1 protein-coding gene (only partly in view) is annotated in these 23739 nt (G+C 71.9%); it reads right to left on the bottom strand.

The features are described from left to right. Positions 1-23739, bottom strand: the 3' portion of a protein-coding gene (locus tag AB4079_RS05695) for a hypothetical protein (protein WP_441786327.1). The gene runs 5850 nt beyond the window's last position; only the last 23739 of its 29589 coding nucleotides appear in the window; its start codon lies beyond the right edge, outside the window; the stop codon is at positions 1-3.

The raw sequence follows: 23739 nt of genomic DNA on the forward strand, positions 1-23739 counted from the left end.
TCAGTGCGCGGCGCGGCGACGGCGCGACACCAGGAGCACCAGCCCCAGCCCGAGAAGCAGGAGCAGCAGCCCCCCGGCGAGCGGCGCAGCCGCCAGCGACGACCCCGTAGCGGCCAAACCTCCGGCGGCGCCCGCCCCGGTTGCCGCGGTCGCGTTGCCCGCGCCGCCTCCTGCCGGCGTGACCGGCACTGGCGGAGCAGGCGGCCCTGGCGGCGTGGGCGGCCCCGGCAGCGGCTGCGGCGCGGGCTCGTTGACGTAGACGTTGCGCACGCTCGCCCGGTTGTAGAGCGGGTCGGCGCTCTCGGTGGAGGTGCTGATCGTCTCGACGACGTATCCCGGCGGGAAGGACACCACGCCCGGGTTGAGGCGGACCGTCACCGTCTTGGGGCCGACCTCGCCGGCTGCGAAGATCAGCACCACGCTGTCGGCGTAGGTGAGGCCGCCGTCGATCGACAGCTGGGCGTAGGGCGTTCCGCCGCCGTAGCCGGCGGAGAGCGTGAGGAAGACCGTCGCCGTCGGCGGCGTCGCCAGCTCGATCGTGTACGTGTCGGTCAGCGGACCGCCGGGGAGCACGACGGTGTCGCCGCCCGACTCGATCACCGTGATCACTCCGGCGCCCGGAACCGGGATGACCGGCGGGATCACCACGACCGGCGGCGGGTCCTCGCCGGGGAGGAGGAACGGCGTGGGCGTCGGCACCGCGCCGGAGAACAGCGAGAGCGCGGCCGCGGCCGTGAAGTTCCGGAGAGTGACCGTGAGGCCTTCGCCCTTCAGCCCGTTGATGTTCGAGACGAAGGAGGCGAGGGAGTCGAACCCGGTGACCCGGACCGTGCTCGTGCCTGCCCCGCCGTCGAGCGACACCAGACCGTCGGTCAGGTAGCCGGCGACGGCGGGGAGCCGCGCCGCAGTCAGAAGGAAGGTGTCGTTCCCGGTCCCCGCCTCCACCCGGAGCTCGGCGAGGTTGTGGTTGATGACGAAGGTGTCGTTTCCGGCGCCGCCGTAGATCGTGGTCGGGAAGCTGATCCCGTCGCTCAGCAGGCCCAGCGCGGTGGCGAGCAGCGGGAACTGGTCCTCCGGATGCACGGCCGGTGGGGTGCGGGGAGCATCGTAGAGCTGCCCGATGATGAAGCGGTCGTCGCCGAGTCCGCCATCAAGGGTGGTGATGGCGCTGTTGTCGTCGACGACGAAGGTGTCGTTCCCGGCGAGGCCGTTGACGGTCAGGCGGCTGTTGATGTGGTCGTCGTAGTTGATCCGCTCGGCGGCGAGCAGGCCGTGCAGCAGCGCCACGAACGCGGGAAGCTCCGCTCCGGGCTGGTCGGGGATGATCGTCACCCCGCGGAGCAGGAAGACGTCGGCGGCGCCGGTTCCGTTGACCGTGAGCGTGTTGAGGCCGCCCCACGGGCCGGAGTTCAGCACGTTGAGGAGATAGTCGTGGTCCAGCGGGTCCGCTCCGCCCCAGGTGTCGACCGTGTAGCTGTTGTTGCCGGTCTGGCCGTCGAGCAGCAGCGCGTCGCGCACCGGCAGTCCGGCGTAGGCATCGCCGGTGAGGTCGAGGTGCGTGGTCGTCATGGTCTGCAGATGATCGACCACGAACACGTCGTTGCCGTCGGGGCCCGCCGCGGTCGCGGTCGCTCCGCCGTAGACGTTGGTCTGACCGCCGAGGAAGGTGTGGTCGAACAGGTAGGTGTCGACGCCGTTGCCGCCGAAGATGTCGGTCGGATGCCCGGTGACGGTCCCCGCGAAGTGCATGGTCGAGCCGACCGGGGCGAGCGGGTTCTGCAGGAACTCCCCGAGGATGGTGACCGTGGCGCCCTGGATGAGGCTGGTCACGGCGGTCTCCAGGTCGTCGCCGATCCGGAGCGTGACAGCGCCGAGGGCGACGATGCGGCCCTCTGCGAGGGTGATCGCCGCATCCAGCGTGCTGCCGGCGTCGAGCAGGTCGAGGTCGGCGTCGGTGCGCCCAGTGGCGAACGGCACGGTCAGTCGCACGTCGCCGAACACCGACTCGGCGCTGAGGACCCGGAGTGCGCCGGACGTCTGGGTGACGTAGATGTCGCCGTTCGGGGAGCTGCCGACCGGCAGCGCCGCTGTCCGGTCGGTCAGGGCGAAGAGCCGGCCGCCCTGCGTCGCGTCCGTGCTGACCTTAAGGTCGGATGCTCCGCTCGGCGACGCGGTGCCGATCGAGCCGTTGTGGGCGATCAGGTCGATGTTGGTTCCGACCACCTCAGCTGTGGTGCCGTCGACGTCGTTCAGGATGGAGCCGTTGTCGTCGATCAGCGCGACGTCTCCGCCGAGCGAGTCGACGAGTCCGACGTAGAGCGGGCCGGTGGTCTGCGCCAGGTAGATGCCGTGCAGGGCGAGCGCGTAGACGTGTCCGCGTGCCGCGTTGGACGAGTGGAATTCCAGGTAGTTGACGCTCGGCGCGAGGAAGCCGATCCCGCCGGTCGGCGCGAGCAGCGTGATCGTGTTGCCGGTCACCCGCGCTGTGGTGTCGTCTAGCGCGCTCACGTCGAAAATGGAGGCTGCGAGGTCGGGCGCGATCAACGTGACGTCGCCGCCGGTGGAGGTGATGGTGCCCACCCGCAGGTCGCCGACGGTCTCCGTGTCGGTGATCGACCCGTTCGTGAACAGGTCGATCTCGCCGACGCCGTCGCTGGTGGAGAACGGGATGGGCAGCTCGATGCCGGTGAGCGTCGCATCCACGTCGGTGTGGGCGATGAAGACCACCGACGCTCCGGTCGCCGTGTGCCGCACGTTGATGTTCCGTCCGGCGCTCAGGTCGCTGAAGACGTAGGTGCTCGGGAACGGGCTGTTGTTCGTACCGAAGGCGACGAGGACCGGGTCGGTGTCGCTGAAGGTGCCGCTGTCGGGGTGGAAGAACAGCTGGTACAGCCCCGAGAGCGCGGGGGTCTGCTGCACGTTCACCTGGATGGCGTTCGACCCGAACGGCGGCACGTCGTCGCCCTGCAGGCTGTCGCCGATCACGATGTCGATGTCGCGACCGGCGTGGATGAGCGGGAGGGTCGGTGTGAACGTGCTGGGCGCCGCCCGGAGGATGGAGGTGATGTCGAGCACCACATCCACTCGGGCGTCTGCGATCAGGGAGACCAGACGGGTCGGGTCGACATTGTCGATGAGGTAGTCGCTCTGCACCAGGACGACCGGGATCGGAACGCGGACACCGGAGGATGCGTCGAGCAGGCCGATGGTGCCGTCGTCGGCGAGGATCACCAGGGTGTTGGTGACGATCGAGGGGCCGTCGGGTCCGGCGAGGATGTCGCCGTGCTGGTTGTCGACGCGGGTCGAGCCGATCGGGTTGTCGATGACACCGTCGAGCACGAGCTGGTCGGTGCCGTTACCGGAGACCAGGTAGTTCTCGATGTCGACCGCGGTGGGGATGAAGATCGGGTTGCCGATCGAGAACAGGAAGCCGGAGCTGACTTCGAGCTTGATGTTGACGGTCGCCGCGACCGACGTCAGGTTGGCGACGGTGATCGCGTGCACGGTCATCGAGCGGCTGGAGGAGTTGTACAGCTTCACGAAGTCGAAGGTGTTCTGGATGACGAACTTTCCGTCCGTGCCGGTGATGGAGCCCTGCGGTGCGCTCCCGCCCGCCTGTGAGCCGACCGCGTTGGCGTAGAAGGTGGCCTGCGCTCCCCCGGCGTTGACGATGTCCTGCACCTCGATGATCCGGCCGACCGGGATGACCGAGCCGAGGCCGTACGTGTTGCCCAGGTCGTCCTTCACGACGACGCCGTACAGCTTCACGATCTTGCCCGTATCGTCGACGACCAGCTGCGGGTCGGCGGCATGGAGGTACACGGTCGCGTGCCACTGGATCAGCCGCTGCGCGTTCTCGTTCGTGCCTCCGTGCGAGCCGCCGCCGTCGAATGCGGCGCCGTCGGAGTCGGTCGGGCGGCTCCAGCCGGTGAGGTTCTCGAGCGCGTCGACCTCGAGGACGGCGGTGCGGATGACGGAGCCGAGATCGGCCGTCACCGTCGAGGTGCCGGTGTAGTTGATGTTGGAGGTGGAGTTGGTGTCACCGCCGAGGCAGCCGCAGTGGGCGTCGGAGGAGGCGATGAGGGTGATCTTGTCGTTGACCGCGACCAGCGTGACCGTCTCGTAGCCGACGATCTTCACGTCGTGCTCCAGGTGCACGAGGGTGTTGCTGGTGACGTACACGTCCGCTTCGGCGTCGGAGGCGGCACCGAGCGCCTTGGCGTGCGTGTGCGCGTTGTTGTGCGCGAAGACGCTGTCGACGCTCGCCGTGACGTTCACGTTGTCGGCGGTGAGGTGTGCGAACGGCTGCAGGTCGACGGTCGTGGTGATGCCGATGTTGAGGTCGCACTCCGGGCCGCCGCAGGTGCCCGCGTGGGCCGAGACGCCGAGGCCGCCGCCCTCGGCGTTGGTGCTGACGTCGCCGTTGGCCGCGGTGTGCGCCGAGACCGCGATGTCGTTGCCGGCCAGGATGGTGCCCGCGACCGTCGTCACCGTGCTGATCGTCAGGGTCGCGCCGGCGTGCGAGCTGACGCCCGAACCGAGTCCGCCGGCGTGCGACTGCGAAAGCGCCACGGCCTGGCCGAAGGTGAGGGGGTCGATGGTGACGTCGGCGCCCGCCGTGAGGATCGCGCCTGCGGCGACGAGGACCTCGGTGTCGGTGGTGGTGCTCGACTGAGCTGCAGCGCTGCCGATCGCGACCAGGCCGCCGCCGCCGTTTGCCGAGTCGGCGCTGACGCCGGCGTTGGAGCTGGTGGTGAGGATGATCGAGCCGCCGGCGGTGATCGTCGCGCCCTGGTCGATGGTCACCGTGACCGTCGCGTCCTCCGTCGCGGACGTGTTGGCGTGTCCGGAGCTGATGATGCCGCCGCCGGAGCCGTTGACCGTCGCCGTCGAGAGCTGGCCACCGCCGGCGGTCGCCCCGCTGATCCCGACGGCCGAGAGCGTCTGCGTGCCCGAACCGGCAGCGGTCAGGTCGATCACGAGTTGCTGGATGCCGCCCCCACCGGCACCGAGGTCGATCGGTGCGGCCGTGAAGGTTCCGGAGCCCGTGATCCCGGTGCCGTCGAGGGTGATCGCCGCCCCGCCCGGGGTGGTCGCCAGCTGGAAGCTGGTCGCTGTCGCACCGACGATGTAGTAGCGGCCGCCGTCGACCAGTCCCGTGATCGGCTGCTGTCCGGGGGTGAAGAACCGGTGGATGACCGCGCGTCCGGCATCCGAACGGTCCGGGGTGAGCGCGACGGCGGTGACCGGGATGGGGTTGTTGCTGCCGTCGAGGCAGGTTCCGGTGGCGTTGCACAGGTTCGCCGCGAGCCGGATCTGGTTGCCGTTGAGCGTGATGACGTAGTACGTGGCGCCGTTGACGAGGCCGCCGACCGGGTCGGTCGCTCCTTCGTAGACGATGGCCTGACCGGTGGTGAAGCCGTTGTTCGGGATGGTGATCGTGTTGTCGTCGACGTACGTGAGCGCCGGCGGGTTGCCGGAGATGATGGGCTTGAAGCTGCCGTCGACCGCGATCTCGACCTGGTCGGTCGTGAACGACTGCAGGGCGTTGCCGTTCGTGTAGGTGACCGCATCCCCGTTGCCGTAGCTGTTCGTCTGGGTGATGGTGTTGCCGCCGGTGACGTTCGAACCGGTCGCGCTGACCGCTCCGGTCGGCGTCGACGGGTCGAACAGCTGGATGTCGGAGTCGTCGATGACGTGGACGCGGTACTGGTGCCCCGAGATCAGTCCGGGGACCGCCGTGCTGCCGCTCGGCACGACGTAGATGACGAGGTCGCCTTCGTGCAGGTTGTGCCGGAGCGGGACGAAGTCGGCTCCGGAACCGGTGCCGAACTGGATGGTGTCGGTGGCCGGGTCGATGTTGGACGCGTCGAAGAGCGAGCCGAGCTGGATCGCGTTCTGGTTCACCACGATCACGTTGTACTGGGCGTTGTTGGTGAGACCGCCCACCGGCGTGCCGCCGTTGGTCGTGTAGGTCACCGTGCCGCCGGTGGTGAACGAGTGCGGGGCGGTCAGGGTGATCGTGTCGGTCCCGGTGTTGACGCCGGTGGCGCCGTCGAACTGGCTCTGGTTGAGGCTGGGCGGGGCCGTCGTGTTCTGCTGGGCGGTCAGGGTGACCGTACCTCCGGCGTAGATGCGGGCGTTCTTGGCGACCAGGAGGGTGACGGTCGGCGAGTTGACGACGGTCGCGTTGTTGGAGTCGATGTTCAGCAGGATGCCGACGGACGTGCTCAGCGCGGACGAGATGGACACCGGGTTGGAGGCGACTCCGACGGTGATGTCGCCGACGGTGACGATCGGTGCGTCGGCCGAGGCGAAGTCGGTCTCGGCCTTGGTCTGGGTTGTGGCGGTCGCTCCGGCGTCGGAGATGGCGACGCCCGCACCGCTGGTGTCGCTGATGAGCGCGGTCGTGGTGTCGACCGTGCTCGACTGCACTGCGATGGACAGGGCGCCCGGCGTGGTCGCGGTCGCTCCGTGGGCGGCGCCGAGCATCTTGGCGAACGTCTGCGCGCTGTCGGTCGCCGCGGGGTGCGCCGACGAGACGGTGCCGAGGCCGCCATTGACCGATCCGCCCTTCGCCGTCGTCGTCCCGGTGGAGCTGGCGAGCACGGCGATGGCCGCGCTCGGCGCGTTCAGGAGTGCGCTCTGGTCGATGCTGGCGGTGGTGATGACCCCGTTCGTGATGATCGCGGCCGGCGACGAGGTCGTCGCCGCGATGGCGCCGTAACTCTGCGCGCCCGCGGTCGTTGCGACCGTGTTCGTCGAGGTGGCCTGCACGGTCAGACCGGTCGCGAGGGTGAGCGTGCCGCCGAAGCCGGCAGTCGTCGCCGCGGCGATCTGGCCGGTCGGGACGGTGACGCCGAACTCCAGGAAGCCGCCCGAGGCCGTATCCGTCGAGGCGGTGACCGTGTTCGCCGTCGTCGCGGTGACGGCTCCGTTGCCGCTGGTGGCCAGCGCTCCGGTGCCGTACTGGCTCGTGACAGCGGCCGAGGACAGCAGCTCCGCATCCACCAGGGCCGCCGTGATGCCGGCGAGGCTGATGTTGAGCGAGTTCGCGACGGCGGTGACGGTGCTGGTCGCCGCAGCGGCGACGGTCGCTCCGGTCGACGCCAGCAGCGAGCCGCTCATGGTGGCCGAGACAGGTGCGGCGATCGTCGCGCCGGCGAAGAAGACACCCGCGGCGATCACGCCGCCTGCGGTGCTGCTGGCCTCCGCATCCACGCTGTTCCCGCCCGGGTTCAACGCCGAGACGGTGAACTGGCCGGATGCAGTGATCCGCGCGCTGGCGGCGACGGCGGCGGTGATGGCTGCGCTCGCCGCGATGTCGGCGCGGACGATGACGCCGGTGACGCCGCCGATGCTGAAGTTGCTGACGTTGCCGGTCGCCTTCGCCGTGTTGTGACCGCTCGCCGTGACGGTGAATGCGCCGGAGGTCGTCGTCCCGCCGTCGAACTCGGCTTTCGTGGCCGCCGCGATGTTCGCGATGGGCGACAGGCCGAGCAGGGCGATGCCGCCGCCCGACACCCGCGTCGGCGTCGAGGTCGCGCTGTTCGCCGAGGTCGCCCGGACCAGCAGCGCACCCGCTCCGGCGTCGACTGTCGTCGCGGCCGAGTCGACCAGCGCCTGGACGGCGGCGGAGGACAGCACCTTCGCGACCGTGTCACCGAAGGAAGCGGCGATCAGTCCGATGGAGACCACGGCGGACGTCGCGGACGTGGTGCTGGTCGCATCCGCGGTCACCGAGAGCCCCTGGCTGTGCAGGGAGTCGGCGAGCTCGGCCCTGGTCTCGTCGGCCACGAGGGCGGTGGAGGCGTTCGCCGCGCCGGAGTAGATGCCGATGCTCGCGGCGTCGGTGCTGGTGGTCGCGGTGTTGGCACCGGTCGCGACGACCTGCACGCTCCCGGTGGAGGTGAGGCCGCCTCCGCTGACGATGGCCACCACGCCGGCGCTCGACTGGACCTCCGCGTCGACGAGCGCGAGGGTGACGGTGAGCAGCCCCAGACCTGCACTCGTGCTGGCGGCGTTCGCGGTGCTGTCACCCGCTGCCTTGACGAGCACCGACCCGGAGGCCAGGACGGATGCCCGGAGCTCGGCCGTCGTGGCGCCCGCGAGCAGTGCGCTCGCGACGAACGCGCCCGCGTTGATGAGCCCGCCGCCTCCGCTGGTGACGCTCGCCTCGGCGTAGTTCCCATGGCTGCCGTCGGAGACGATCGTCGCGGTGACCGACACCGCGCCGGTGCTGCTGAGGCCGGCCGTCGAGCCGACGCTGGCAAGCACGTCCGCGTTGGAGGTGACCGTCGCGAGCGCGCTGACGCCCTGGCCGCCGCCGAGCAGGCTGACGGTGACGACGAAAGCGTCCGCGGTGGCCTGGTTCTGGCCGCTGGCGGTGACGGCGATCGATCCGGATGCGCTCACCACGCCATCCAGGTGCGCCTCGGTGGCTCCGTTGACGGTCGCGATCGGGAGAAGCAGGCTGAAGCCGATCAGGCTGAGGGCGGCGCTCGGGGTCTGCGCGGACGCGTGGTTGGTGGATGCGGCACCCACCGCCACCGCGCCGCCGGCGGAGATGCTCGACCCGCCGGTGAAGCGTGCGACGGTGGAGCGGTTGGTGACGGACCGGGCGACGTTGATTCCGGAGGTGATCGCACCGGTCGCGACGCTGAGCGTCGACGTGGTCGGCGTGCTGACGCCGATGGCCGAGATCGACGCACCGCCGCTAAGGGTGGAATGGCCGCTGTAGGTCGCCGCGGTCGTGCCGTCGATGGTGGCTACCGCCACGGCGCCCGAGATGCCGCCGCCGATCCCGGCCGCGACCGAGTACGCCTGCACCGGCGCGACGATGGTCGACTGGGCGAGCTCGCTGATGCCGCCGGCCGGTGCCAACGAGCCGATGACGACGTTCCCGATGCTCGCCGTGGTGTCGCCGTCGATGCTGGCGACCGCGACGGAGGCTCCAGCCGCTACGGCGCCGATCGCGCCGCCGATGGAGAGCGGCGAGACCGTGCGGGTCGCGATGGCCTCCACGTCGACGATGCCACCGGCGGTCGGGATGACGGCCCCGGAGTCGATGTGCGCGTTCTGCGTCGCGTGGCTGGTGATCAGCACGACCTGGCCGAAGACGGCGACGAGGCCGCCGACACCGGCGAAGCCGAGTCCGTCGTCGGTCTCCGTCAGTGACGTCGTCACGCGGACTCCCCCGCCCGCCGTGACGCTGGCGCCGGTCTGGATGGACGACTCGACGTTGCTGGTGATGCCCACGACCAGGATGGAGCCGCCCACCGCGACCGCTCCGCCCGCGGCCGTTCCCGCGACGCCGTCGAAGTGGATGTTCTCCCCGGCGCCGACGTGCAGCCCGCCACCGATGACGATGACGGTGTTCGCGCCGATCGTCGCGACCGTCCCTGCGGCGACGCTGTTGCTGAACTGGCTGCTGACGATGTTCGAGCCGGGCGCCGCGGAGTGCACGGTCTGGTTGGCGGAGGTCAGCGACGGCTGCATCCGGCCGTTGGTGTTGTCCGACGTGTTGTGCATGTCGGCGGTGCCGTCGAGGATGCCCTGGAAGCCGCCCTGGCCGGACCCGTTGGCGTGGCCACCGGCCTCGGTCGCCGCGTCCGGGCTGCTCGACGAGGTGTTCAACGCGTCGGTCGAGCCTTCCCAGGTGCCGCTGCCGTCGCCGACCGGGTTCACGCCGGAGTTCTCGGTCTTCGCGCCGTAGCGCTTGCCGTCGGAGCCGGTGACGACATCCCCCTGCTTGTACGCCGTCGCGCCCGACCAGGTGCCCTTGTCGGTGCCGTAGCCGCCCTCGTTGTAGGAGCCGGTCGGCTGCGTGCCGACGCCCCACACCGAGACCGAGCCGGCCGCTCCGACGAACCCGCCGCCGACGCTGACCGCGTAGGTCTGGATCTGCTTGCTGGTCATGGCGAAGAACGACGCGTCCTTGGCCGCGTGCAGTGTCGCGTACGCCCCGACGTAGGCCTGGGCCGTGACGTCGGCGACGCCGATGTCGATGCCGCCGGCCACCCCGACGAACCCACCGGCCACGCCGCCGCCGATCGTGAACGTCTTCACCAGGTCGGCCGCAGAAACGTTGATCGACTGCTGCGAGCCGGCGCCCGCCAGCAGGTTGATGCGCGTGCGGTTCAGCGTGTTGCTGTCGATGAAGGCGAGGGTCGTCGTGTGCACCAGCGTGACGTTGAGCGCCCCGGCGACGCCGACGAATCCGGCGCCGGCCGTGACGGCCATCCCGAACACGTTCTCGCTGGAGCCCGCCTGCACCGCCAGCCCGTTGAAGGCGGGGAGCGTGCCGAAGGAGGTGGCTCCGACCGTGCCGTCGTAGACGCCCGCCAGCGAGACGCCCGGCTGCTGCGCCAGCGCATCGACCGAGCTGCCTGCGCCGATGAAGGCTCGGGTGTCCTTGCTGACCGACGTTACGGCGACGCCGATGCCGACCCCGACCGCTCCGACCGCGATGCCGCCGGAGACCACGGTGATCTTCGAGGCGTCGTGCGCGGCGACGAGGATGTTGTTGCCGGCGACGATGGTTACCCCGAGTCCGGTGTCGGCGTAGGTGTGCAGCGTCAGCACGATCACGGCGGCGACGCCGGCGACCCCCACCGCGCCTCCGGCAGCGGCGGCAGCGACCGCGGTGACCTGGTCGGAGGCGGTGGCCGCGACGATGACGTCGCGTGCCGCATCCACCACCGCGCCTGCGCCGATCGAGCTGTCGGTGTTGATGGTCACGATGCCGACCGCGGCGTTGGCGCCGACGCCGACCGCTCCGGCCGCGACCGACGCGGCGACCATGAGGAGCTGGAAGGCGTTGCCCGCTCCGACGATCACGCTCTGCGCCGAGGACGCGCCCGCGTTGCTGGTGTTCACCTGGGCGATCCGGCCGATCGTGGCGGAGGTGTTCGCCGTCACGATGTTGACGCTGCCGCTGACCGACACCCCGACCGTGCCGAAGCCGGCCGCGACGCCGTAGCCGCCGATGGTGTCGCTGTTGTTCGCGGTGACCGCGACGCCGTGGAAGTTCGCGACCGTGTTCGGCGTCACGACGCTGGTCCCGGTCACCGCTGAGGCGTCGCCCGGAGGCTGGTCGCCCTGGCGCAGGATGCTGTGGGCACGGTCCGCGCCGGCCGTCGCTGCCGTGAGCGTGATCGGCGTCTGCACGGCGCCGCTGCAGTTGCTGCCGCCCGGATTCGCCTGGCAGGCGGTCGCCGCGAGCTCGATCGAGTGCGGGCCGGTGACGATGACGTAGTAGGTCTGGCCGTCGACGAGTCCGCCGATCGCCGTGCCGCCGCCCGCGCGGTAGACGACCGGGTCGCCGTTGGCGAGGGTCACGTCGTAGGGCAGGTTGATGACGTTGCCCGTCACATCCAGCGACGGGGTGAAGTACTGGCCGGCCGCGACGGGTGCTGCCGCCCTGTCCGTGGCGAGGATGCGCTGCGACTCGCCGCCGCGGACCGGCGGCGTCAGCGCGATGGTCGCACCGCCCTGCGTCGCCGACAGCTGCACCTCGTGCGCCGAGACCACGTGCACGTAGTAGACGCCGCCCTGGCTGAGGCCGCCGATGGAGGCGCCGCCGCCGTTGTCGTAGAGCACCTGCTGGCCCTCGGTGAAGCCGTGCACGTAGCCCAGGTCGATCGTGCGCCCGTCGGCTTCGATGGCGGTGGCCGGGGTGAACCGGGTGTCGACCGCGGTGACGGTGAAGCCTCCAGTGCCCGCCGTGATGCCCGCGCCGGTGCCGCGGGCATTCACGATCGAGTTGTCGCCGATGAAGGCGGTCGTCGTCTTCGTCACGACGGGCACGGCTGCGGAAGCGCCGACGCCGACCTCGCCGCCGATGGCGAGGCTGCCGGCGATGACGCTCAGCGTGAGTTGCTCGGTGGCAGCGATACGGGCGCTGCCGCCGGCCAGGATGGTGGTCCGCGAGGTCGCGCAGCCCGCGGCGGTAATGGTCGGTGCGGTGCACACCTCGCCGACGAACGCCTTGGTCACGATCGTGAAGACCGAGACCGCTGCGTTCAGCGCGACGCCGACCGCTCCGCCGGCGGAGGCGCCGGCCGAGATCGAGGTGACATCCTCGCTCGAGGTGGCGTCGACCGTCACCGAGCCGTTGGCGACCACGACGACCTGGGGTGCGATCCAGGCCTGGGTGTCCTTGTCGATGACCTCGACGTCCGCGCCCGCTCCGATTCCGGCGGACCCGCCGACGGCGAGCTGCCCGGCGATCCCGCGGACCGTGGTGGTGTCTGTGGCCGAGAGCGCGACTCCCTCGGTGGCGGCCGCCCCGACGTTGCCGCCGTTGATGGTCGCGCCGCGGTCGATGTGGGCGTGCGTGGTGTGATCGAGCACATCCACCGTGGCCGATCCCGCGACTCCGGCGGATCCGCCGACCGAGCCGCCGACCGCGATCAGCTCGATGCTCGCGCTCTGCGTTGCGCCGAGGGTCAGCCCGGTCGCGCCGTGCGCCCAGATGTCGTCGCCGCCGTCGATGTAGGCGTCGACGATGCTGCTGCGCGTCAGCACTGCCGAGGAGATGCCCACACCGGCGGATCCTCCGACGCTGATCTGTCCGGCGTAGAGGCCGAACGTCCCGCCGTCGTCCGAGGCCAGGATGCTGACGTCGCCGCCGGCGTGCACCGTCGTGGCCCGACCCGCGCCGCCGTCGATGTAGGCGCGCGTGCCCGGCGAGCTGGAGCCCGGGTTCAGCACCAGGACGATGATCGAGCCGGTGACTCCGGCGCTCTGCGAGGCCGCCGCGCCGATCGCGATCTCGGTGAAGCTCTCCGGGTCGGTCGCCCGCAGGCTGACGCTGCCGCCGACCGTGGCGACCACCGACGACCCGAGGTAGGCCCGCACATCCTTGTTGATCACGCCGACGATGACGCTGATGCCGACCCCGACGCTGCCGAGGCTCAGACCGAGAGAACCGGCGAGCTCGAACATCCGGATGTCGTCGGAGGCGGCGATGGTGATCGACTGGCCGGGAGTGGAGGCGATGGTCTGGTTGATCGAGGCGTGGTCGGCGATGTACGCCTGCGTGGTCAGGTCGAAGACGTCGACGATGAAGGCGCCGCCGACCGCCACGCCGCTGGTCCCGGCGCCGCCCGCGACCGCGACGCCGCTCACATCCGGCAGCTGCACGGCCGGGATGAGGCTGATGCCGAGCGGGACCAGGGACGCCGTCGCGCTCAGCGAGATCGCGCCGCCGGCGTTCACGACGGTCGGCTGCTGGGTGTTGGAGTCGATGGAGGCCAGCGTGCTGATCGACAGCACGTTGACGACGATGGCCGCGCCGACCCCCGAGCCGTCGAGGGAGAGGCCGCCCGCTCCGGCGATCGACTGCAGCCCCATCGGGTCGCTCGCCGCGAGGACGAGAGCGCCGCCGGAGGTGATGTGCGAGCCGGCGCCGACGACGGCTGTGTTGGAGAGGGTGAGCACCTGCACGCCGACCGAGCCGGCCACGCTCACGTCCCCTGCTCCGCCTGCGGCCGAGATGCCCCAGACGGTGAAGTCGTTCTCGGTCCCCGCCGCCGTGACGCCCTGCACCACGACGCTGCCGCCGGAGATGGTCGCGCCCGCGCCGATCGTGCCCGCGTTCGTGACGGTGGCGACGTTCAGAGCGATTCCCGCGCCGATGTTGTTGCTGTTGATCGCGGTGGAGGTGCCGACCGCCTTGGCGAGCGCATCCGTCGAGTTCGTCGCGCTGACGCCGATCGCGCCGGTCGCGGTCACCGTGAGGCCTGCGGCGACGCTGGCGGTGTTCGTGTCGGTCACCACGTTGACGCTGACCGCGGCGCCGACGCCGACGCCCTGACCGGAAGACTGCCCGGACTGGCCGCCCGATTCGGTGTTCGCCCCGCCGACTGCGCCGCCTGCGGACGAGCTTCCGGTCGGCAGCAGACCCTCGTTGCCGCTGGTGCTCGGCGTGTTCTGCACCGCGTTCTTGGACTGGCCGTCCGAGCTGCCGCCCGTGCCCGGCGTCGTGCCCTGCGCACTGGCGGTGACGTCGGCGCTTCCGGAGGTGGTGGTCGTCGCGGTCAGGATGACGGAGGCGCCCGAGATGTTGCGCACAGTGGCCGCTGTGGTCGTGACGATGACGACGTTGACCGCGATGATCGCGCCGACGGCCACGCTGCTGCTGGCCGCCTTCGCATCCCCCGTGATGGCGGCGGAGCCGGTGTGCGTCGCCGAGATGAGCACGGCGCCCGTCGCGGTGAGGCCGCCGGCGGCGGGCGTGCCGCTCGCGTTCGGCGTGCCGAGCCGTGCAGTGGTGACGCTGATGACGATGTTGATCCCGACCGCCGGGCTGACCGCGACCGACGAACCGGCGGAGCCGGCCGTGACCTGGTTGACGACAGGCTCGGCGGAGGTGGCGCTCAGCGTCACCGCGCGGCCGCCGGTCAGGATCGCGCCGTCCTCGACCTCGGCCCGGGTGACGTTGGTGGTGAGCACGTTGATGGCGATGGATGCGCCGACGCCGACGGTTCCACCGCCCCCGATGGATGCGTCGGCGAGCGCCTTCGCCGAGTCGGAGCGGAGGTTCTCGGCGATGAACGCGATGTCGCCCGTCCCGGCCGCCACCGTTGCGCTGCCCGGAATGAAGGCTTCCGTCGTGTCGGTGACCAGGTTCAGCGCCAGCGCGCCGGCCACCCCGATCTTCTTCGACCCGGCCCCCGCATCCGCCTCGACCGTGAAGGTGTGCATGGTGTCGGCTCCCAGGGCCGTCATCGTGGCCTGCACCTCGAAGCCGTTGCCGGCGACGTGGGTGCGCTGGCCGAGGAACGAGCGGTTCGTGATGGTGACCAGGTTCAGCGCGACGGCCGCGCCGACTCCCACGTTGGTCGCCTTCACCGCGGTGCCGTCGGCCTTCACCGCGCCGTCCACGTTCTCGGAGCTCTTCAGGCTGACGACCCCGCCCGCGATCAGCGTGAGGCCGTCCGGCAGCGTGGAGGTGGCGGTGACGTCGGCGATGTTGAGGGCGACCGCGGCTGCGACCGAGACCTTGCCGTCCGAGCTGGCGGCCGACGGGTTCGCGCTGGCCGTCGATCCCGTACCGCCGTTCGCCGTGTCGGTGTCGATCGCGTTGGTGCGCTCCTTCTGCGCCTGACCGTCGACGCCGCCCGCGGGCGCTCCGCCGTCGCCCTGCTGGGGCGCACCGCTGGCGGAGGCGCTCGCCGTCGCACCGTCGACCGACGAGCCGAACGCGCCGAACGCGATCCCGCCCCCCGCCGTGATGTTGCGGCCCGTAGTGCTGGTGACGCTGTGGGTGACCAGGTTGAGGGCGAGTCCGACACCGATGGAGGCGTTGGATCCGCCGGTCGCCACCGAACCTGCGCTCGTCGCCGCACCGGCGGTCTGGGTCGCGATCGCGGAGAACGATCCGGTGAGGACGATGGTCCCGTTCGCCGTGAGGGTGCCGATGCTCGCCGTCGTCGTCACGTTCGAGATGGTCACCGCGATGGCCGGCGACACATCCACCTTGCCGCCGGAGGCGCCCATCTTCGCGTCGGTCGTCGCGATGTCCCCCGCGGTCGCGGTCAGCGCGAAGTCGTGAGCACCGAGGACGGCGATGCCGTCATCGAGGAGCGCCACGGTGGTGTCGGTGATCAGGTTGAGGGCGACGGATGCGCCGACCCCGACGTTCGTGGCGGTCACACCGCCTGGTGTCGGCTCGGCACCGACGGTGAACACCGCATTGCTCACGGCCGTGACCGCGACATCCCCACCGGTCAGCGTCACCGTGCCGGAGAGCTCGGCGAGCGTCGCCTGGTTGATGATCGCGAGGGCGACCGACCCGGCGACCGAGATCTTGCCCTGTCCGGCCCCGGACACCGCCTGCGCGCCGTAGGTCGAGGTGGTGTCGCCGCCGTTGTTCGTCACCGTCGCGGAGACGGCGAGTGCGTGCGCGTGGATGCTGTCGCCCACCGGGAGGATCGCCTGGTTGGTGACATCCGCCAGCGTGATCGCGACGCCCGCGCCGATGGTGGCCGTCGCGCCGTGCGAGGCCGAGCCGTCGGCCGAGCTGGCCGCGTCGGTGTTCGCGCTGGAGGCGAGGGTGACGAGCCCGCCGGCGGTGAGGTCGAGGCCGGTCCGCTCGAGGGTGGCACGAGCGACGATGGTGGCGATGTCGATGCCCACGGCTGCCGCGACGTTCACCTTGCCGTCGGAGGTCGTCGCGCTCGGCGAGCTGGTGGAGCCGGAGGTCTTGCCGCCGTTCGCCGCGGACGTGGTGTCGGCGTTGTCGCGCTGGGTCGTGACCTGCTGGTCGACGCCGTCGCCCGCGCCGCCGCCCGAGGTCGCGCCTCCGGAGCCGGCGGCGCCGTTCTCCGGCGCGCCCGATGCCGAAGCGCTGGCCGACGCCGAGGACCCGCTGACGCCGGAGGCGACCAGGGTGATGGTGCCGCCGGCGATGATGCTGCGCGCGGTCGTCGCGGTGACCGTGTGGTTCGCGATAGTCAGCGCCAGGCCGACCCCGACCGCGGCGGTCGTGCCGCCGGAGACGATCGCACCGGCGGTCGACGAGGCGCTCGCGACCTGCGTGGCGGAGCCGGAGAACGACCCGGTGAGGGTGATCGGGGTGCCGAGGGTGCCCAGTCGCGCGGTGGTCGTGACGTTGGAGAGGGTGACCGCGACAGCGGGGGCGATGTCGACCTTGCCTCCCGCGGCCCCCATCTTCGCCTCGGTGACCGCCGCGTCCCCCGCCGTCGACCTGAGGCTGACGTTGGCCGCGCCGGTGAGGGCGATGCCGTCATCCAGCACCGCAGTGGTGGTGTCGGTGATGAGGTTGAGCGCGACGGAGGCTCCGACGCCGACGTTGGTCGCGGTGACGCCGCCGGGGGTCGGTTCTGCCTTGACGGTGGATGCGGCGTTGCTGGCCGCGACGATGGTCGCGTCGCCGCCGGTCAGCACCACGATGCCGGCGAGTTCGGCCGTGGTCGTCTGGTTGATCACTGCAAGGCCCAGCGAACCGGCGACCGAGATCTTGCCGCCGCCCGCGCCGGAGGTCGCCTGAGCGCCGTAGGTCGAGGTAGCGTCGGCGCCGTTCACGGTCTCCGTCGCCGACATGGTCAGCGCCTTCGCGTGCACCGTGTCGCCGGTGGGCAGCAGCGCCTGATTGGTCACGTTGGCGAGGGTGATCGCGACCGCGGCGCCGATGGTGGCCGTGGCGCCCTGCGAGGCCGACCCGTCGGCCGTCGTGGCAGCGTCGGTGTTCGCGCTGGATGCCAAGGTGACCAGTCCACCCGCCGTCAGCGCGAGGCCGGTGCCGACGATCGTCGCCTGCGACATGGTGGTCGCGAGGTCGAGCGCGACAGCCGCTGCGACGTTCACCTTGCCGTCCGAGGTGGATGCGCTCGGCGCGGTCGCCGCACCGGAGGTCTTGCCGCCATTGGCCGCCGAGGTCGCATCCGCGTTGTCGCGCTGCGTCTTGACCTGCTGGTCGACGCCATCGCCGGAACCGCCGCCACCCCCGGTCCCGGAACCGGCCGCGCCATTCTCGGGTGCGCCCGACGCGGACGCGCTGGCCGATGCATCCGAGCCGCTGACGCCCGACGCTTTCAGCGTGAGCGTCGTGCCGGCGGTGATGCTGCGTGCGCTCGTCGCGGTGACGGTGTGGTTGGCGATCGTCAGGGCGAGACCCACGCCCACGGCCGCGGTGGTGCCGCCGGAGACGACCGCACCTGCCGTCGACGAGGCACCGGCGACCTGGGTGGCCGTCCCGGAGAAGGCACCCGACAGGACCAGACCCGCGCCGAGCGTCCCGACGCTGGCGGTCGTGGTGACGTTGGACAGCGTGACCGCGACGGCCGGTGCGATGTCGACCTTGCCACCCGCCGCGCCCATCTTCGCCTCGGTCGTCGCCGCATCCCCGGCCGTCGCGCTGAGGCTGACGTTGGCCGCGCCGGTAAGGCTGATGCCGTCATCCAGCACCGCAGTCGTCGTGTCGGTGATCAGGTTGAGGGCGACGGATGCGCCGACGCCCACGTTGGTCGAGGTCACGCCTCCCGCGGTCGGCTCCGCCTTCACGGTCGATACGGCGTTGCTGGCCGCGACGATCGTCGCGTCACCGCCGGTCAGGACCACGTTCCCGGCCAGCTCGGCGGTCGTGGTCTGGTTCACCACGGCGAGGCCGAGCGAACCGGCCACCGAGATCTTGCCGCCGCCCGCACCCGAGGTCGCCTGTGCGCCGTAGGTCGAGGTCACGTCGGCGCCGTTGACCGTCTCGGTCGCCGACACGGTCAGCGCCTTCGCGTGGACCGTGTCACCGGTGGGCAGCAGCGCCTGGTTGGTCACGTTCGCCAGCGTGATCGCGACCGCGGCGCCGATCGTCGCCGTCGCTCCCTGCGAAGCGGACCCGTCGGCGGTGGTCGCGGCGTCCGTGTTCGCGGACGAAGCGAGTGTCACGAGCCTACCGGCGGTGAGGGCGATGCCGGTACCGACGATCGTCGCCTGCGAGATCGTGGTCGCCAGGTCGAGCGCGACCGCCGCCGCGACGTTGACCTTGCCATCCGAGGTGGATGCGCTCGGCGCCGTCGCCGCACCGGAGGTCTTACCGCCGTTGGCCGCCGACGTGGCATCCGCATTGTCGCGCTGCGTCTTCACCTGCTGGTCGACGCCGTCGCCGGACCCGCCGCCTCCACCCGTCCCGGACCCGGTCGCGCCGTTCTCCGGCGCGCCCGACGCGGACGCGCTGGCCGAAGCCGACGATCCGCTCACTCCCGAGGCCCGGAGCGTGAGCGCGCCGCCTGCGGTGATACTCCGCGCCGTCGTCGCGGTGACCGTGTGGTTCGCGATCGTCAGCGCCAGCCCGACGCCGACCGCCGCCGTCGACCCGCCCGACACGACCGCCCCGGCGGTGGTCGAGGCGCTCGCCACCTGCGTCGCCGTCCCGGAGAACGCGCCGGACAGGGTCAGTCCGCCGCCGGTCGTTCCGACGCGAGCCGTCGTCGTCACGTTCGAGAGCGTGACCGCGACCGCCGGCGCGATGTCGACCTTGCCGCCGGCCGCCCCCATCTTCGCCTCAGTGGTCGCCGTGTCGATGGCGGAGGAGCTGAGCGTCACGTTGGCCGCTCCGCTCAGGCTGATGCCGTCATCCAGCACAGCGGTCGTCGTGTCGGTGATCAGGTTCAGCGCCACGGACGCGCCGACACCGACGCTGGTCGACGTCACGCCCCCGGCGGTCGGCTCGGCCTTGACGGTCGACGCCGCGTTGCTGGCGGCCGAGATGAGCGCGTCCCCGCCGGTCAGCACGACGTTGCCCGCGAGCTCGGCGGTTGTCGCCTGGTTGACCACGGCGAGCGCAAGCGAACCGGCCACCGAGATCTTGCCGCCGCCGGCACCGGACGTCGCCTGGGCGCCGTAGGTCGAGGTCGCATCCGCGCCGCTCACGGTCTCGGTCGCCGACACGGTCAGCGCGTGGGCGTGCACCGTGTCGCCGGTCGGGAGGAGCGCCCGGTTGGTCACGTTCGCCAGGGTGATCGCGACGGCCGCCCCGATGGTCGCGGTCGCTCCCTGCGACGCCGACCCGTCCGCAGTGGTCGCCGCATCCGTGTTCGCGGACGACGCCAGCGTGACCAGGCCACCGGCCGTCAGTGCGAGTCCGGTGCCGACGATCGTCGCCTGCGACACTGTCGTCGCCAGGTCGAGCGCGACCGCAGCCGCGACGTTCACCTTGCCGTCGGAGGTGGATGCGCTCGGCGCCGTCGCCGCACCGGAGGTCTTTCCACCGTTGGCCGCCGAGGTCGCATCCGCGTTGTCGCGCTGCGTCTTCACCTGCTGGTCGACGCCGTCGCCCGCGCCTCCGCCTCCGCCCGTCCCCGACCCGGCCGCGCCGTTCTCCGGCGCACCCGACGCGGAGGCGGCGGCCGACGCATCCGACGAGCTCACACCGGAGGCGGTCAGGCTGAGGTCGCCACCCGCCGTGATGCTGCGCGCGGTGGTCGCCGTCACCGTGTGGTTCGCGATGGTCAGCGCCAGGCCGACGCCGACCGCCGCGGTGGATCCGCCCGAGACCGTCGCCCCCGCGGTCGACGAGGCGCTCGCCACCTGGTCGGCGGTCGCCGAGAACGACCCGCTCAGGGTGAGCCCCGCTCCGAGCGTCCCGACCGTCGCCGTCGTGGTCACGTTCGACAGGGTGACCGCGACGGCGGGCGCGATGTCGACCTTTCCGCCCGCCGCTCCCATCTTCGCCTCGGTGGTCGCTGCGTCGGTCGCGGTCGAGCTGAGGGTCACGTTCGCCGCGCCGGTCACGCTGATGCCGTCACCGAGCGCCGAGGTGGTCGTGTCCGTGATGAGGTTGAGCGCGACCGACGCCCCGACACCGACGCTCGTCGACGTCACACCGCCGGCCGTCGGCTCCGCCTTCACCGTCGACGTAGCCGCACTCGCGGCCGTGACGGTCAGCTCGCCTCCGGTCAGCGCAACGGCGCCCGCCAGCTCGGCGGTCGTCGTCTGGTTCACCACGGCGAGCGCCAGCGAACCGGCGACCGAGATCTTCCCGCCGCCCGCACCGGAGGTGGCCTGCGCGCCATACGTCGAGGTCGCGTCGGCGCCGTCCACTGTCTCCGTCGCCGACACGGTCAGCGCGTGCGCCGTGACGCCGTCGCCGATCGGGAGCAGCGCCTGGTTCGTGACGTTGGCGAGCGTGATCGCGACCGCGGCGCCGATCGTGGCCGTCGCACCCTGCGACGCCGAGCCGTCCGCGGTCGTCGAGGCATCCGTATTCGCGCTCGAGGCCAGCGTGACCAGGCCGCCCGCGTTCAGCACGATCCCGGTGCCGACGACCGTCGCTCGCGACACCGTGGTCGCCAGGTCGAGCGCGACCGCCGCTGCGACGTTGACCTTACCGTCCGAGGTGGATGCGCTCGGCGCGGTCGCTGCACCCGAGGTCTCGCCGCCGTTCGCCGCCGAGGTCGCGTCCGCGTTGTCGCGCTGCGTCTTCACCTGCTGGTCGACGCCGCCGCCCGACCCGCCACCACCACCGGTTCCGGACCCGGCCGCGCCGTTCTCGGGCGCGCCCGACGCGGACGCACTGGCCGACGCCGCAGAGCCGCTCACTCCGGATGCCGTCATGGTCAGGGCGCCGACGGACGAGATCGCCCGCGCGGTCGTCGCCGTCACGGTGTGGTTCGCGATCGTCAGCGCCAACCCGACGCCGACCGCCGCGGTCGAACCTCCGGACACCACCGCCCCCGCCGTGGACGCCGCGCTCGCGTTCTGCACGGCGGCACCGGTGAACGCGCCGAGGACACCGAGGCCGCCACCGGTCGACCCGACCCGCGCCGCAGTCGTCACGTTGGACAACGTCACGGCGACGGCGGGCGCGATGTCGACCTTGCCGCCGCTCGCCCCCATCTTCGCGTCGGTCGTCGCGGTATCGGTCGTGGTCGCGGTCAGACTGACGTTCGCCGCCCCGGTCAGGCTGATGCCGTCATCCAGCACGGCCGTCGTCGTGTCGGTGATCAGGTTCAGAGCGACGGATGCGCCCACCCCGACGCTCGTGGAGGTCACGCCAGCGGCGGTCGGCTCGGCGCTCACCGTGGAGGTGGCGCCGGACGCGGCCGTGATCGTCGCATCCCCACCGGTAAGCACCACGTTGCCCGCGAGTTCGGCGGTTGTCGCCTGGTTGACCACGGCGAGCGCCAGCGAACCGGCCACCGAGATCTTGCCGCCGCCCGCACCGGACGTCGCCTGCGCGCCGTAGGCCGAGGTGGCATCCGCGCCGTCGACCGTCTCGGTCGCCGTCACGGTCAGCGCGTGCGCGTGGACGGTGTCGCCGGCCGGGAGCAGCGCCTGGTTGGTCACGTTCGCCAGGGTGATCGCCACCGCCGCGCCGATCGTCGCGGTCGCGCCCTGCGACGCCGACCCGTCCGCCGTGGTCGCCGCATCCGTGTTCGCACTCGACGCGAGGGTCACGAGGCCGCCGGCCGTCAGAGCGACGCCCGATCCCTCCACGGTCGCCCGCGAGCTCGTCGTCGCGAGGTCGAGCGCGACCGCGGCGGCCGCATTGACCTTGCCGTCGGAGGTCGACGCGCTCGGGGTTGTCGTGGTGCCGGAGCCGGTGCCGCCGTTTGCCGCGGCGGTCGAGTCCGCGTTGGTCCGCTGCGCGGCGACCTGCTGGTCGACGCCGTCGCCCGCGCCTCCGCCGCCACCCGACCCGCTGCCGGCGGCGCCGTTCTCCGGCGCCCCCGACGCCGACGCGGTCGCCGACGCCGACGAGCCGGAGACGCCGGATGCTGTCAGCGCCAGCGTCGTCCCCGCGGTGATCGAGCGTGCGGTGCGCGCGCTCACCGCGTCGGTCGCCAGGGTCAGGGCCAGCCCGATGCCCACCGCCGCCGTGGACCCGCCGGTCACCACGGCACCCGCGACGGAGGTCGCGCTCGCCTTCTGCGTGGCCGTCGCGCCGAACGCACCGCTCACCGTGAGCGTCGCCGAGCCGGTGCCTACGCGGGCGGTCGTCGTCACGGTCGCCAGGGTCACCGCGACGGCCGGTGCGATGTCCACCTTGCCGCCGGCCGCGCCCATCTTCGCCTCGGTCGCCGCCGCATCCACTGCCGTCGCACCCAGCGTCAGCGCTCCCGCACCGATGACGGTCGCGGCGTCGTCGATGAGGGCGGAGGTCGTGTCCGTGACGATCGCCAGCGCGACCGACGCACCCACTCCCACGCTCGTCGAGCTGACGCCGCCGGCGGTCGGCTCGGCCTTCGCCGTGGTCGTCAGGTTCGACCCGGCCGTCAGGGCGACGGCACCGCCGGTGAGGGCGACGTTTCCGGTGAGTTCGGCCGTGGTCAGCTGGTTGACAATGGCGAGCGCGAGCGACCCGGCGACCGAGACTTTGCCGCCGCCGGCCCCGGAGGTCGCCTGGGCGCCGACGGTGGAGGTGGTGTCGGCACCGCTCGGGGTCACTGTCGCGCTGATGGTGAGCGCACCCGCCTGGATGCCGTCCGCCACCGGCAGGACCGCCTGGTTGGTCACGTTCGCCAGGGTGATCGCGACCGCCGCACCGATCGTCGCGGTCGCGCCCTGCGACGCCGACCCGTCGGCCGTGGTCGCGGCGTCCGTGTTCGCCGACGACGACAGCGTGACCGCTCCGGCCGCCGTCAGAACCAGGCCGCCGCCGACCACCGCGGCTCGGGATGTGGTGGTCGCGATCACGATCGCCACCGCCGCCGCGGCGTTGACCGTGCCGTCAGAGGTCGACGCGCTCGGGCTCGTCGTCGCCCCCGATCCGGCACCGCCGTTCGCGGCAGCGGTCGTGTCGGCGGTGGTGCGCTGCGCCGCGACCTGCTGGTCGACGCCGTCGCCGGCTCCCCCGCCTCCTCCGGAGCCGCCGCCGCTCGCACCGTTCTCCGGGGCGCCGGATGCGCTGGCGGTCGAGTTCGCGGCCGAGGTGCTCGTCCCAACGGCTGCGAGCGTCAGCGACGTCCCGGCGGTGAGCGTGCGGGACGTCGACGCGAGCACGGAGTGGTTGGCGATGGTGAGCGCCAGGGCGATGCCGACCGCGGCGGTCGAACCGCCGGCGACGACCGCCCCCGCGGTGGATGTCGCCGCCGCGACCTGGGTCGCGGTCGCCGAGAAGGCTCCCGTGACCACGATCGCGCCACCGCCTCCCGCGACTCCGACGCGCACCGCCGTCCTCACCGTCGACAGCGTGACGGCGACGGCCGGCGCGATGTCGACCTTGCCGCCGGACGCGCCCATGCGCGCCTCCGTCGTGGCCGCATCCGTCGCCGTCGC

The organism is Leifsonia sp. 2MCAF36 (genome assembly GCF_052115525.1).
Classification (GTDB): domain Bacteria; phylum Actinomycetota; class Actinomycetes; order Actinomycetales; family Microbacteriaceae; genus Leifsonia.